Annotated in this window: 13 protein-coding genes; 5 read left to right on the top strand and 8 right to left on the bottom strand. The window is 71.3% G+C overall.

Features of this window, described 5'->3' with window-relative positions:
- Nucleotides 1-166: 166 nt before the first annotated feature.
- Nucleotides 167-643: an SRPBCC domain-containing protein gene (locus EDF40_RS07935; RefSeq protein WP_123339110.1), complete on the bottom strand. Its 477-nt coding sequence runs from the start codon at nucleotides 641-643 to the stop codon at nucleotides 167-169.
- A complete protein-coding gene (locus tag EDF40_RS07940; RefSeq protein ID WP_123339111.1) occupies nucleotides 640-1,047 on the bottom strand; it encodes a helix-turn-helix transcriptional regulator in 408 nt (135 codons plus the stop codon). The genes EDF40_RS07935 and EDF40_RS07940 overlap by 4 nt, the downstream gene beginning before the upstream one ends.
- Before the next feature lie 89 nt (nucleotides 1,048-1,136).
- Between EDF40_RS07940 and EDF40_RS07945 the strand changes: the two genes are divergently transcribed.
- Nucleotides 1,137-3,041 (top strand): gamma-glutamyltransferase family protein, encoded by a 1,905-nt coding sequence (locus EDF40_RS07945; RefSeq protein WP_123339112.1) that lies wholly within the window; start codon nucleotides 1,137-1,139, stop codon nucleotides 3,039-3,041.
- A gap of 107 nt (nucleotides 3,042-3,148) precedes the next feature.
- On the opposite strand, the gene EDF40_RS07950 is transcribed toward EDF40_RS07945, so the two are convergent.
- Nucleotides 3,149-4,192 carry an NAD(P)-dependent alcohol dehydrogenase gene (locus EDF40_RS07950; protein WP_123339113.1) on the bottom strand — a complete coding sequence of 348 codons (1,044 nt, stop codon included), beginning with the start codon at nucleotides 4,190-4,192 and terminating at the stop codon, nucleotides 3,149-3,151.
- Between the two features lie 298 nt (nucleotides 4,193-4,490).
- Here EDF40_RS07950 and EDF40_RS07955 point away from each other — a divergent pair, with 298 nt between their 5' ends.
- Entirely contained in the window at nucleotides 4,491-4,931 is a 441-nt protein-coding gene (locus EDF40_RS07955) for an OsmC family protein (protein ID WP_123339114.1), read from the top strand.
- A 113-nt stretch (nucleotides 4,932-5,044) separates the two neighbouring features.
- Entirely contained in the window at nucleotides 5,045-6,574 is a 1,530-nt protein-coding gene (locus EDF40_RS07960; RefSeq protein WP_123339115.1) for a threonine/serine exporter ThrE family protein, read from the top strand.
- A 37-nt stretch (nucleotides 6,575-6,611) separates the two neighbouring features.
- On the opposite strand, the gene EDF40_RS07965 is transcribed toward EDF40_RS07960, so the two are convergent.
- Nucleotides 6,612-7,295, bottom strand: a complete 684-nt coding sequence (locus tag EDF40_RS07965) for a TetR/AcrR family transcriptional regulator (RefSeq protein WP_123339116.1) — start codon at nucleotides 7,293-7,295, stop codon at nucleotides 6,612-6,614.
- 178 nt (nucleotides 7,296-7,473) lie between these two features.
- Between EDF40_RS07965 and EDF40_RS07970 the strand changes: the two genes are divergently transcribed.
- A complete protein-coding gene (locus EDF40_RS07970) occupies nucleotides 7,474-7,791 on the top strand; it encodes a hypothetical protein (RefSeq protein WP_148053804.1) in 318 nt (105 codons plus the stop codon).
- 115 nt (nucleotides 7,792-7,906) lie between these two features.
- Here the strand turns inward: EDF40_RS07970 and EDF40_RS07975 are convergent, their stop codons facing one another.
- Nucleotides 7,907-8,833, bottom strand: a complete 927-nt coding sequence (locus EDF40_RS07975) for an SDR family oxidoreductase (RefSeq protein ID WP_123339118.1) — start codon at nucleotides 8,831-8,833, stop codon at nucleotides 7,907-7,909.
- Between the two features lie 198 nt (nucleotides 8,834-9,031).
- On the opposite strand from EDF40_RS07975, the gene EDF40_RS07980 reads away from it, so the two are divergent.
- Nucleotides 9,032-9,748, top strand: coding sequence for a hypothetical protein (locus EDF40_RS07980; RefSeq protein WP_123339119.1), 717 nt, complete (start codon nucleotides 9,032-9,034; stop codon nucleotides 9,746-9,748).
- 1 nt (nucleotide 9,749) lies between these two features.
- On the opposite strand, the gene EDF40_RS07985 is transcribed toward EDF40_RS07980, so the two are convergent.
- From EDF40_RS07985 to EDF40_RS07995, 3 genes are all read right to left on the bottom strand, one after another.
- Nucleotides 9,750-10,532, bottom strand: a complete 783-nt coding sequence (locus tag EDF40_RS07985) for an endonuclease/exonuclease/phosphatase family protein (protein ID WP_123339120.1) — start codon at nucleotides 10,530-10,532, stop codon at nucleotides 9,750-9,752.
- Between the two features lie 35 nt (nucleotides 10,533-10,567).
- The gene (locus EDF40_RS07990; RefSeq protein WP_123339121.1) at nucleotides 10,568-12,061 is read right to left on the bottom strand and encodes an LCP family protein; all 1,494 of its coding nucleotides are present in this window, start codon (nucleotides 12,059-12,061) and stop codon (nucleotides 10,568-10,570) included.
- A gap of 89 nt (nucleotides 12,062-12,150) precedes the next feature.
- Nucleotides 12,151-13,503, bottom strand: coding sequence for an MFS transporter (locus EDF40_RS07995; protein ID WP_123339122.1), 1,353 nt, complete (start codon nucleotides 13,501-13,503; stop codon nucleotides 12,151-12,153).
- Between the last annotated feature and the right edge of the window lie 97 nt (nucleotides 13,504-13,600).

The following is a 13,600-nucleotide window of genomic DNA, read 5'->3' on the forward strand; positions in this document are numbered from 1 at the left end:
CTCAGGACCGCCCAGGGAGACGATCCGGTGTGCCGGTCCCGCCCCTGCGCGACCGTGAGCGACACGCCGGTTACGCGCCACCGAACGATGGTCGCTTTTCCGGGAAGCCGGCACAACCCCCTTGACATGACGTGCAGAACCCCAGTTCCGGGGGCACGCGGTCGGCTCAGGGCTGCTGGAAGAACTCCTTCGGTGTCGCCAGCAGCGCTTCGAGCTTGTGGAACGACTGCGTCCAGCCGGCGATGTTCATGTCGCGCATGAACTCGGGGAAGGGTCCCTGCGTCAAGGTGACGATCGTGCCGTCGCCGTCCTCGGCGAACTCGAGCGTCAGGGACAGCGCGGTGCCGTCCTCGACCCCGGGGATGCCGTGCGCGGTCGAGGTCCCGACGATGATCCGGTTCTCCTCGATCTGCTCGAGGGTCGAGGTGACGGGCGACGACCACTCGACGTTGTCGTTGCTGACCATCGTGAGGTTCCAGGCGCCACCGACCCGCGCGTCGACCTCGACGGTGGCGGCGGGGACGTGGAAGCCGAGGGGGCCGAACCAGAGCGCGAGCAGCGCTGGGTCGACGAACGCCCGGTACACGTCGGCGACGGGGTGGGCGAAGCGGTGGGTGGCGTGGGCGGTGAACTGTTCGGTCATGACTGCTCCTGCGGATCGACGGTGAAGGCGGGACTGGCGGAACTGGCGGGTGGGGCGGTGGACGGGCTGCCCACCGGGGCGGGCGTGCGCTGGGCGGCGAGCAGGGCCTCCAGGCGGTCGAACCGGCGGTCCCAGTCGGGACGCAACCGGCCCAGCCAGGTGCCGAGCTCGTCGACGGCCTCGGGCCGGAGGCGGCACGTGCGCCACGTACCGTGCCGCTCGCGCGTGATGAGGCCGGCGCGTTCGAGCACGCCGAGGTGCCGCGAGATCGCCGGGGCGCTGACGTCGAAGGGCTCGGACAGCTCGGAGACGGTCGCTTCGCCCTTGCCGAGCCGCTCGACGATGCGCCGTCGGATCGGGTCGGCGAGCGCCGAGAGGACGACGTCGGTGTGGTCGGGTTCCATCGTGCCTCCCCTGTGAACCGGACGGTTAATTAACCGTTGCGTTCAGTATGCGCCCGAGCCGGTCGGAGCACAAGGGACAGGATGGGAGCATGCCGACTCCGAACCACGCCTTCGTCCCGCCCGCCACGCAGACCTCGCGTCCGGACCTGCAGGGCACGTTCGGCATGGCGGCCGCGACGCACTGGATCGCGACCGCCACCGCGCAGTCGGTGCTCGAACGCGGCGGCAACGCCTTCGACGCAGCCGTCGCGGGCGCGTTCGCCCTGCACGTGGTCGAGCCGCACCTGAACGGCCCGGGCGGCGACCTGACGGCGGTGTTCGCGACGGCGTCGGACCCGACCCCGGTCGTGCTCGTCGGCCAGGGTCCGGCACCGGCCGGTGCGACGCCCGAGCACTACCGTGCCGAGGGCCTCGACCTCGTCCCCGGTTCCGGCGCGCTCGCCGCCACCGTCCCGGGTGCCGTCGACGCGTGGCTGCTGCTGCTCCGCGACCACGGCACGTGGGAGCTCGCGGACGTCCTCGCGCCGGCGATCGGCTACGCCCGTGACGGCCACCCGGTCGCAGCCGGGGTGGTCCGGACGATCACCGCCGTGCAGGGCCTGTTCCGTGACCACTGGCCCACGTCCGCCACGCAGTGGCTGCCGGGAGGCACGGTGCCGGTCCCCGGGGACCTGGTGCGCAACGAGGCGCTCGCTGCAGTGCTCGACCGGCTCCTCGACGCCGGTGACGGCTCCGGCAGTCGGACCGCCCGCATCGACGCCGCACGGAGCGAGTGGGCCGAGGGCTTCGTCGCCGAGGCGATCGACCGCTTCGTGCGGGAGCCCCACCGACACGCGTCGGGGACCGACCACGCCGGGGTCGTCCGGGCGTCGGACCTGGCGGCGTTCCGGGCGTCGTACGAGCCCGCGGCGACGGCGGAGTTCCGCGGCTGCACGATCGCGAAGACCGGGCCGTGGGGCCAGGGTCCGGCGCTCCTGCAGACCCTGCGGCTGCTCGAACCGCTCGACGACGCACTGCTCGACCCGTCGACGTCGGTCGGCGCACACACCATCGTCGAGGCGCAGAAGCTCGCCATGGCCGACCGCGAGGCGTTCTACGGCGACGGCGACGTCCCCCTCGAGGTGCTGCTGTCCGATGCGTACACCGACGAGCGGCGCGCGCTGATCGGGGAGCGGGCCTCGGCCGAGCTGCGACCGGGCACGATCGCGGGCGTCGAGCGGGCGATGCCGCCGGCCCGGACGTCGTACTCAGCGGGCGACGGCGCTGGTCTCGGTGAACCCACCGTGCAGGTCGCGCGCGAAACCGAGCGCGCGCCGATCGCTCAGGCCGCGCCGGTCGCTCCCGTCGCGCCGGTCGCCCCGGTCGAGGACCGCGGCGAGCCGTTCGTGGCGCCGGACGGCGAGACCCGGGGCGACACCTGCCACATCGACGTCGTGGACCGCTGGGGCAACATCGTGAGCGCGACACCGTCCGGCGGCTGGCTGCAGTCGTCGCCGACGATCCCGGAGCTCGGGTTCTGCCTGGGCACCCGGCTGCAGATGACCTGGCTCGAACCGAGCACGGCGTCGACGCTGCGCCCCGGCGAGCGCCCCCGCACGACCCTGACGCCGACCCTGGTGCTGCGTGACGGCGTCCCCGTGGCCGCGGTCGGCTCACCCGGCGGTGACCAGCAGGACCAGTGGCAGCTGCTGTTCCTGCTGCGGTGGATCGTCGGTGGGTACACCCCGCAGCAGGCGATCGACGCCCCGGCGCTGCACACGACGTCGTTCCCGGGGTCGTTCTGGCCGCGCACGTGGGAGCCGGCGGGCCTCGTGGTCGAGGACCGGCTCGGCGACGACGTCATCGCGGAACTCGAGGCCCGTGGTCACGTCGTCACCCGCGCCGGCGACTGGTCGCTCGGACGGCTGTCCTGCGTGACGCGGGACCCGGCCACCGGGGTGCTCGGCGCCGCGGCGAACCCCCGCGGTGCCCAGGGCTACGCCGCGGGCCGCTGACCCGGGGTCGTTCCTTCCCAGGACACTCGCGCTGGAAAGCGGAATCGGGCGTACCTGGTCCGAACTTCCGACCAGGTACGCCCGATTCGACCAGGGACACCGCGAGGTCAGAGCGTCGGGACGACCACCGCGCGACCCGACAGCTCGCCGGCCTCGAGCTTCCGGTAGGCCTCGAGCGCGTCCGACAGCGCGTAGCGCTCGACGTCGGGGACGATCTGCCCGGCGCGGTACATGGCGACGACCTCGTGCAGGTCCTCGATGGTGCCCCAGTAGGTGTTCGTGATCGTCGACTCGTACGGCGTCCGGAAGAAGTTCCACTCGGTGGTGCCACCGGCGATCCCGACGACGGTGAACCGGCCACCGACGGCCATGGACGCCTGCGCGACCTTGATGGTGGGCGTCGCTCCGACGAAGTCGAACGCGGCGTCGACCCCGCGGCCGCCGGTGACCTCGCGGATCGCAGCGGCCTGGTCCGGCCCGCCGGGCACCGTGATCGCGCCACGGGCGGCAGCGCGGTCCATGGCGTCCTGCTTCACGTCGGTCGCGATGACCGTGGCGCCGGTGAGCGCGGTGAGGATCTGCACGGCGATCTGCCCGAGGCCGCCCAGCCCGACGACCAGCGCGTACTTGCCACCGCCTGCCAGGTTCGGCAGCGCGTTCTTGATCGCGTGGTACGGCGTGAGTGCGGCGTCGCTGAGCGGTGCGGCGGCGATCGGGTCGGCGTCGCCGAGGGGCACGAGGTTGCGAGCGGGGACGCTGATGTACTCCGCCATGCCGCCGTCGCGCCCGAGGCCGATACCCATGTAGGGGTTCGTCGCGGCGTTCTCGCAGTAGGTGTCCTGCCCCTTCGAGCAGTAGGAGCAGTGCCCGCAGCCGACCGGCCCGTAGACCAGGTAGGCGTCGCCCTCGGTGAACCCGGTCACGCCGTCACCGACGGACTCGACCCAGCCGGAGTTCTCGTGCCCGAGGACGAACGGGGGCTGCTGCGACCCCGGAGCCCCGGCGGCGAACTCGCGGTACACCGCGACGTCCGAGTGGCACGCACCGGCACCTGCGACCTTGAGGAGCACCTCCCCCGGACCCGGGGTGGGCTTGGGGACCTCCGTCAGGGACGGGAAGGTCTGGTACTGCTCGAACACGACGGCGCGCATGGTGGGTCTCCTCAGAACACTCTCACGCTACACCTGTTGTTGAACGCAACACCTGTCGCCCAGCCTCCCGCGTTCGGTTCTTCCCAGAGCACCCGCGATGGCACGAAGGATCGGGCGTACCTGGTGGGAAGTTCCGACCAGGTACGCCCGACTTCACCAAGTGCGCGACCACGCGCACGCGGAACACCGGCGAAGCCTGCGTCTTCGCCGTGAGCCGGTTGCGAGAACGTGCGTTCTCCGCTTGACTCGGCTGCGACGGTCCCGCTCGGGTCCGATCCCCCACACGAAAGGAGCGGCCATGCCCACGCGCACCGCACGCACCGCCTGGAACGGCGGCCTCAACGACGGTTCCGGCCAGGTCGAACTCTCCAGCTCGAAGGTCGGCACCTACGACGTCTCGTTCCCGAAGCGCGCCGCTGACGAGGCCGGTGGCAGCACCAGCCCCGAGGAGCTCATCGCCGCCGCACACTCGGCCTGCTACGCCATGCAGTTCTCCGCCGTCCTCGGCGAGGCCGGCGGCACGGTCGAGGCCCTCGACGTCAAGGCCGACGTCTCGCTCGGCCCGGACTCCGCTGGCGGCTTCAAGCTCACCGGCATCGCCCTGACCGTGCACGGTGAGGTCACCGGCATCGACGAGGCGACCTTCCTGAAGGCCGCCGAGGACGCCAAGGCGACCTGCCCGGTCAGCAAGGCACTCACCGGCGTCGAGATCACGCTCGACGCGACGTTCGAGCAGTAGGCGAGCGACGCAGGCGACGTCACCACGTGACGGACGGGAGGCCCGGTGCCAGCTGGCACCGGGCCTCCCGTCCGCTCTGGTCGCGTCCAGATCGCGACTGGCACCATGGTCGGATGGCCGAGCAGCACTTCCCCGGCGAACCCAAGCCGGGGCGCCCACACCGGCCGCCCCGCCCCCGACGCCGCAGCCTGGCGCAGCACGACCTGCGCGACGCCCGTGCCCGACTGCGCGGCACGATCTACGAGCACGTCGAACCCGACGCCAAGGGGCGCGACCAGTACACCGCCGCCCAGATCGTCGACTTCTGCCTCGACCTGGCCGAGGTGATGCTCGCCTCCGGTGCCGACACCCGCAGCGTCGAGACCGCCGTCGTCGCGGTGTCGACGAAGTGGAACCTGGCCCCGCTCGACCTCGACTTCTCCGGCAGCTCGGTGACGATCCAGTACGCGCCGGCCGACATCCCGCCGCTCGTGAAGGTCCGGACAGTGAGTTCCGACGGCTCCGACCTCGACCGGCTCGCACGCGCGAACCAGATCGTCGACGACCTGATCCACGACCAACGGGACATGACCTCGGGCGTGAGCGCCCTCGTGGCGGTGCTGCGGATGCCACCGCGCTGGCCCACGTGGCTCGCCGACGTCGGGCTCTCGATCCTGGGCACCTCGATCGCGATGCAGGCCGGTGGTGGGTGGCGAGCGGGCATCGGTGCCTTCGTGCTGATGTTCGGGATCATCCTGTCCGGGCGCTGGCTGACGGGTCGTGGCTACCCGCAGTTCTTCGTGTCCGGAGCGCAGGGAGCGGTCGCGTCGGTGATCGGCACCCTCGCCATCGGTGTGGGCGTCCTGCACCCGGCGGGTGCGGCCACGATGGTGGCGGCCCTGGTGGTGCTGCTCCTGCCGCACGTCTCGCTCGTGACGTGGGCCCAGGACGCGATCTCCGGCTTCCGTGCGATGGCGGTCGCTCGGGCGTTCTACATCGGCCTGGTCATCGCCGCGATCGTCGTGGGGGTGCCCGCGGGGATCGCGATGACGAAGTGGCTGCACCTCGAGGTCGACCCGTCGGGCATCGTCACCCAGGCGCTGCCGTTGTGGGCGTCACTCTCGCTCACGGTGGTGTCGGCCGGGGCGAACTGCTTCGTGCAGCAGGCCAGCGCACGGGTGATCCCCGTCGCCGTGGTGTTCTCGGTAGCCGCGGGTGCCTCGCTGTGGGGACTGCGGCAGCTCGGCCTGCCGCTGCTCGGCGCGACGTTCCTGGCCGCGGTGCTGCTCGGCGTGCTGTCCACCTACGCGGCCGCGCGGATGCGGACCGCGGTCGCGGCGATCGCGGTGCCGGCGTTCTGCGGAGCGCTGCTGCCCGGTGTCGCCGTGTCGAACGCACTGCTGAACTTCATGTCGGGCTCGTCGAGCGCGGCCCTCGACTTCGTGGCCGCGGTCTCCGTGGCGCTCGGCATCGGCGCCGGGCTCGTGCTCGGCGGCCTGTTCGCGACGCCTGGCGCGCGCCGGGCGCTCCGGCGGACCCGTCGGGTCGTCGTGCACTCGGTCCACAACGACACCACGGCGCTCCGGGTCATCCGCGACACCGGGTACGACCCCGGTGACGGCTCGGTGCCGCGCGGATCGCGGTCTGCGCCGGGCGGACGCTGACGGTGCGGCGCTCCGGACGGGCGCTGCCGGTCCGGGCTCAGATGTCCCAGCTGCCGTCGTCGCCGTCGCTCCACGTCGCGTGCCGGCGGGCGGCCTGCGGCTCGTAGCGCTCCATCCAGCCGCGCTCGAGTCGGGCCACCGCACGGTCGAACGCCGGCACCAGGTCGAGGTCCGAGCGGAGCAGGGCCTGCAGCTGCAGCCCCTCGTACAGCGCGATGAGCTGTTCGGCGCCGCGACGAGGCTCCATGGTGTGCGGGGCGCGGCCGACGGCGATGTCGTGCTCGAGGCCACGCCTCACCTGTGCGTAGAAGAGCTGGTAGCGCGACCGCAGGTACGTCGCCATCGGGTGCTCGGGGTTGCCCGCGACGGACAGCAGGGCGACGAGCAGGCGCATGAGCGCGGGGTCCTCGGCGTTCGACGCGACGATCGCGCGCAGGAGCTCGACGGTCGAGCCGTCGCCGACCTCGCGGGTGACCTCGTCCATCCGACCGCCGTTCCAGCGGTCGACGGCTGCGAGCACCAGGCCGTCCCAGGACGGGAAGTGCTGCTGGAGCTCCTCGACGGGGATGCCCATCCGCTCGGCGACGTGCACGGAGCGTGCTTCGTGGAACGGGACGTCACGGAGCAGGTCGACGGTGGCCCCCACGATCGTGATCCGGAGGTGCAGGGTGGCCGCCGCGGCCGCTGCGGCCTGCGTGTCGGCGCTGGTGTGTTCGAGCATCGTGCCCTCCGTCGTTCCACGGACGTCCTGTCCGAGGTCGCCCCGACCCGGGGCACGTCCATCCAAACGCAGAACGGGGGACAACAGAATCCCCGGTACGGGTGTCAGCACATGGGGGGACACGGACACCGACACCACGCCCAGCGCGTTCGCACGGATCCGTGTGACGATGCCGGGCATGACCCCGAACGACCCCACCGCACAGGGACTCGCGACGATGGCCTCGGCCGGCTTCGAGTTCGGCGGCGACCCGGATCAGGTCGCGCACGACGTCCGCGCGATGTGGGAGCAACTCGGCCGACCCGTCGGAGCATTCGACGCCGCCGCCCGGGCCATCGCGGTGCTGCCGCAGCGCCCCGAGGTGCCGATCGTCGACCAGGCACGTCGCCGCGCGTTCGAGCACGCGATCGGCATCAACCCGGTCGAGGTCGAGCTCGCGGCAGCACTGTCGGCGCGGGAGCTCCTCGAACGGCTGGCGCGCGCCGTCACCTGCTGACGTCACCACGGCCCGCAGACGGGACCACCCGGACGACGGGAGGCGCGGTACCCACCGGCACCGCGCCTCCCGTCAGCCCGTCGGCCCGTCGGCCCGTCAGCCCGTCGGCGACGCGCTACGGCGTCGGCATCCCGCCGTCGACGTGCAGCGTCTCGCCCACGACGTACGACGACTCACCGCTCGCCAGGAACACGTACGCCGGCGCGAGCTCCGCCGGCTGGCCCCAGCGGCCCAGGTAGGTCTGCTCGCCCGCGGACGGCAGCGCCTCGGGCGGCTGCCCGCCGGCCGGCTGCAGCGGCGTCCAGATCGGCCCCGGTGCGACGGCGTTGACGCGGATGCCCTTCGGTGCGAGCTGCGCGGCCAGGCCCTTCGCCAGGTTGTTCACGGTGGCCTTCGTGGCCGCGTAGTGCACCAGGTGCGGCGACGGCGCGTACGCCTGGATCGACGTCGTGTTGATGATCGTGGAGCCCGGCTGAAGGTGCGGCACGGCGGCCTTCGTGATCCGGAAGGTCGCGTAGGCGTTCGTCTTGAAGGTCTCGTCGAACTCCTCGTCCGAGATGTCCTCGATCGAGGAGACGTTCTGCTGCTTGCCCGCGTTGTTCACCAGGATGTCGATCCCGCCGAGCTGCGCGACGGTGTCGGCGACGATCTGCTCGCAGACCGCGAGCGAGGTGATGTCGCCGGACAGCGCGACGGCCTTGCGGCCGGCTGCCTCGATGAGCGCGACGATGCGGTCGGCGTCCTCCTGCTCCTCGGGCAGGTACGAGATCGCGACGTCGGCGCCCTCGCGTGCGTAGGCGATGGCGACCGCTGCGCCGATGCCGGAGTCGCCACCGGTGACGAGGGCCTTGCGGCCCGTCAGCCGTCCGGAGCCGCGGTAGGTGTCCTCACCGTGGTCGGCAGGGACGTTCTCCGCCATCTCGGCGTCGGTGCCGGCGCCCTCGAGGTACTGCTCGTCGGGCTTCTTGTCGGCGTACATCTTCGTCGGGTCCTGCATGGCGTATTGGTCGAGCCCTGCCTGGTCGTTCTGCTGGTCCGTCATGCCGCCGACGCTACGCAGGGGCGCACCACGGGCCGTCCAGGAGGCTGTCCCCCGGCGCGCAGTGCGGCCAGCGTCCGCCGGCCGCACCGGTCCAGGGCCGCAACTGCGTCTTCCTCGTTTGTCACGGTCCGGTGACGGCCAGGACCCGATTCGGTAACACCTGTCGTTCTGGAGGGATCGGGGTCGTACCGTCGAACGGTGACCCCTCGGACCCTGCTGGCGCTCGGCGCTGCCGTGCTCGCCTTCTCGGCCGGTGCGCTCGCGCTCGACGGCACCACCGGGCTCGGTGCCGACGCCGCAGTGGCAGCGGAGACGTCCCACGACGCCGCTCCGCTGCACGTGTCGAACGCGAAGCTCCGGCGGGTCGACTCGATCGAGCTCGACGCCGAGTCCCTGGTGCTCCGCAACGGCGGGAAGACCGTGGTCGAGTCGTCGATGCGCGACTCCCGGTTGACCGTGAGCCTGCTCGAACGCCTGCTCGGCACCCCGTCGCGCACCCAGACCGCCGAGGGCGACGGCGGCGCGTGCTTCCCGGCCGGCACCACCTACACGTGGGGCGGTGCCATCCGCGTCGCAGCCCTGACCACCGATGCGCAGGCGGGCAACGCCGTCGAGATCCGCGTGCTGCGCGACCAGGTCCGCAGTCGGCTCGGAGCACGGATCGTGCTGACCGGTCCCGGCGGCGTGCAGGTCGGTGACGACATCGCCGACGAGATCGCGGACGCCCCGCGCTCGGAACGGGTGTCCTTCGGCTCGGACGACTTCCGCGCCTGGCAGTTGCTGCTGGGCGCCGGCTGGGGCACCTCGGACGACGAAGCCACCTCCGGCACGAACGGCGTCTCGGCGCTGACGGACGAGACCACCGTCACGGTGCTCGGCTCCCCGATGCCCGTGCACGCGCAGCGGAGCTGCTGACTCACACGCGGATCGTCGCGATCACCGGGAAGTGATCGCTTGCGAACCACGTCTCCGGACCCTCGTGGTCGATGACGACCCGGTCGACGCTGGCGACCCCGCGGGTCAGCACCCAGTCGATGCGCTCCCCGGTGTCCACCGGCGGCTGCCAGGCGTTGAACGTCGCGGTCCGGTCCCCCGGGTCGCCCGCGAGCAGCCAGGTGTCGTCGAACCCGGCGTCCGCGAACACCCGTGACGCGGTACCGGCGCCGGCCGGCTCGTTGCAGTCCCCGGCGACGACGACCGGACCGGTCTCCCGCGCGAGCCGTTCGACGATGAGCGCCGCACTCTTCCCGCGCACCTCGTCGCCGTGCTCGCCGACTTCGTGGTCCAGGTGCGTGGTGAGCACCGTGACCGCCGGGCCGTCGGTGTCCAGGAACACTGCGTGGTTCGCGATCCGGGGGAACAGACTGCCCCACGTGTTCGAGACCGGCTCGTCCGGGGTGTCCGACAGCCAGAACGAACCCTCGTCCGTCGGTCGGAACCGGTCGCGTCGGTAGAACACCGCCGGGTGTTCCCCCGCGGTGCCGCCCTCGCGCCCCTGCCCGACGTCCGCGTGGTCCGGCAGACCTGCGCGCAGGTCGTCCAGCTGGTGCGCGAAGGCCTCCTGCACGCACACCAGGTCCGGATCGTGCCGGCGGATGACCTCGAGCAGGACGGGGAGCCGTGCCGGCCAGTCGTGCTCCGGGTCAGGGTTCTTGATGTTGTAGGTCATCAGGACGATCGAACGCGCTGCGCTGCTCACCCCTCGAACCTAGCGACCCGTGCTCCGTGGTGGCGTCAGTTGATGCAGGCGCCCTCGGTGCCGTAGTTGTGCACCGCGGTCGACTTCGGCGCCGGCTCCTTGCTCGCCTGCTCGGACGGCTTCGACCCCGAGCCGGTGTCGGCAGGCGTCGAGGCGGGCGCGCTCGGCTCGCTGGCGGCCTTCGGGGCCTTGCCGTCGGTACCGAGGACGAGCGTGACGCCGGTCACGGCACCGGTGCGGACTGCGACGGCACCGGGCACGACCGCCGCGATGGCCTTCGCCTGCGACTCCTGCCCGGCGGGGTACTGCACCTGCGTCGTCGTCGTCGTGGCGGACGAACCGGCCGGTGCGACCTGGAACCCACGACTCGTCAGGACCTGTCCGGCGGCACCGGCGGCGCCCGTGACACCGCTGCCGTTCAGCACCGTGACGGAGGTGCTCGCAGGCTGCGCAGCCGCGGCCTTCGTGTAGGCCTCGGGTTCGCCGACCAGTCCCTGCACGAAGGCGGGCAGCCCGACGGTGTCGATCTCGACGATCGACAGCGCGGAACCGTTGACGTAGATCGTCGGCGTCCCGAGCGTCGGGATCGTGGCGGACTGGATGTTGGCCGGCCGCAGGTTGCTCATCTGCGAGGCGAGGTCGAGCAGGTTGGTGTCGGTCTGGATCGACCCCCCGACGGCCTTCAGGATGTTGCCCATCTTGACCGGGTTGAGCAGCGTGCCCGCCGAGGTGACCTTCCGTGCCTCCTGCGACAGGAAGTACTGCTGCCGGACGTTGCGGTCGAGGTCCCCGTTCGGCAGCCCGTGGCGCTGGCGGACGAACGACAGGGCCTGCTTGGCGTCCAGCGTGGACTTGCCCGCGGGCAGGTTGACCCCGGAGTACGGATCGTTGGTGGCCTGGTTCAGGCAGACGTCGATCGGACCGAGCTCCTTGACCACCTGGTAGAAGCCGAGCAGCGAGACCCGCACGTAGTGGTCGATCTGCAGGCCGCTCAGGTTCTCGATGGTCTTGATGAGGAGCTTCGCCCCACCGGTGTCGCCGCCACCGTTGAGCGTGCCGTAGTAGAAGGCGCTGTTGAGCTTGCCCTTGCCGACGTCGGGGATGTCGACGTACGAATCGCGGGGGAACGAGATCATCGTCGCCTGCGAACCGTCTGCGCTGATGTGCAGGACGATCATCGTGTCGGTGTTCGTCGCCCCGCCGTCCGACTCGGTGCTCAGTTCGGCGAGCTGCTCGGGGGTGGCGTTGTCCGGACGGTGGTCGTCCCCGACGAGCAGGATGTTCTGCGCCTGGCCGTCGACGTCGTTCTTGTCGTCCTTCTTGCCGGTGATCGCGTTGACGATCGTGACGCCCCCGGACAGCTGGTTGTAGGCGTAGGCCGCGTACCCGCCGCTCAGCAGGACCGCCATGGTGAGCACGCCCGCGATCGCCGGGAACACCACGCCCGCTCGTCGCTTCTGGCGCCCGTGGCGCGGCGTCACGGCACCGCGGCGCGCGGGTTCCGTCGTCTGCTCGGGTTCGTTGCTCACCGGGAAACCATAACCGGAGCGCGCGCAGGGGACATGGAATCCGCCTGGAAGGTCACCCCACAGCCCCTGCGACACCCCTCACGTGCAGCTCACTCGGCAGCGAGCCCCTGCTTGTTCGTCTCGCGCGCCCGGAGCACCGTCACGCCGGTGATCGCGGCGGCCGCCATCACGTAGAAGGCCGGCGCGAAGGTGTTGCCCGTCGCGCTGATCAGCCACGTGGCGAAGTACGGCGTGATGCCGCCGAAGACCGCGACGCTGATGTTGTAGGCGATGCCCATCGACCCGTAGCGGATGGCGGTCGGGAACAGTTCGGCCATCGCGGCGCTCACCGCCCCGTCGAACGCCGCCATGAACAGTCCGAGCAGCACCATCGCGGCTGCGGCGGCCCAGAAGTTGCCGGCGTCCATGAGCATGAGCGTCGGGTAGGTCAGCACCAGGAACCCCGCGCAGCCGGCGAGCATGACGGGCTTCCGACCGATCTTGTCCGACAGCAGCCCGAAGAACGGCACGAGCCCGGCGATCACCAGGAACCCGATGACGACGACGCCGTAGGACACGAGTGGCGAGTACCCGAGGTCGACCTGCAGGTACGAGGGCATGAAGGTCTGCAGGATCCAGTGGCCGACGGCCTTGAGGACGACGAACCCGACGCAGAAGAGCAGGGCCTTCCAGCCGGTCCGGAGCGAGCGGCGGAGCGGGTTCTTCGCGAGTTCCCCCTTGGCCTTGAGCGCGCGGAACTCCGGGGTGTCCTCGAGCTTCGTGCGCAGGTACAGCCCGACCAGGCCGAGCGGCACGGCGATCAGGAACAGGACACGCCAGCCCCACGACTCGAGTGCCCCGTCGCCGGCGAGCGCCGTGAACAGGAAGACCAGGCCGCCACCGACGATGAACGCCGCGAAGCCGAAGACGTCGATGAAGCTCGTCACGAAGCCGCGCCGGTTCGACGGGGCGTACTCGGCCAGGAGCGTCGTCGCCCCGGCGCCCTCGCCACCGGCGGCGAAGCCCTGCACCAGCCGCACCACGACGAGCAGGATCGGCGCGAGCATCCCGACACTCTGGTACGTCGGCAGGATGCCCATCACGGCGGTTGCGCCGCTCGTGATCAGGATGACCGTCGCCAGCGTGGTCTTCCGGCCGATCCGGTCACCGAGCGACCCCCAGAACAACCCGCCGAGCGGACGCATCACGAAGCCGGCACCGAACACGGCGAAGGCCGACAGCAGTGCGACCTGCGGGTCGCCCTGCTTGAAGAAGTACAGCGAGATGACGGTCGCCAACGTGCCGTAGAGGCCGAAGTCGAACCACTCGACGAAGTGGCCGACGCCCGCGGCGACGATCACCTTCCGCATGCCCTGGCGGCGTGCGTCGTCGCCCAGGGCCACCTGGACGTCGGGGGCGGTGGCGGCATCGACGCTGGGTTGCGTCCGGGTTCCGTCGCTCATGGGTGGGCCTCACACTTCGTTGTCGAGAATTCGTTGACGATAGCACTCGTCGGGCACACATTGCCACACAGTGGGAAAGACGCGCCACCGAGTGATA

The sequence above is a fragment of the Curtobacterium sp. PhB170 genome, assembly GCF_003752345.1.
Taxonomy (GTDB): Bacteria; Actinomycetota; Actinomycetes; order Actinomycetales; family Microbacteriaceae; genus Curtobacterium.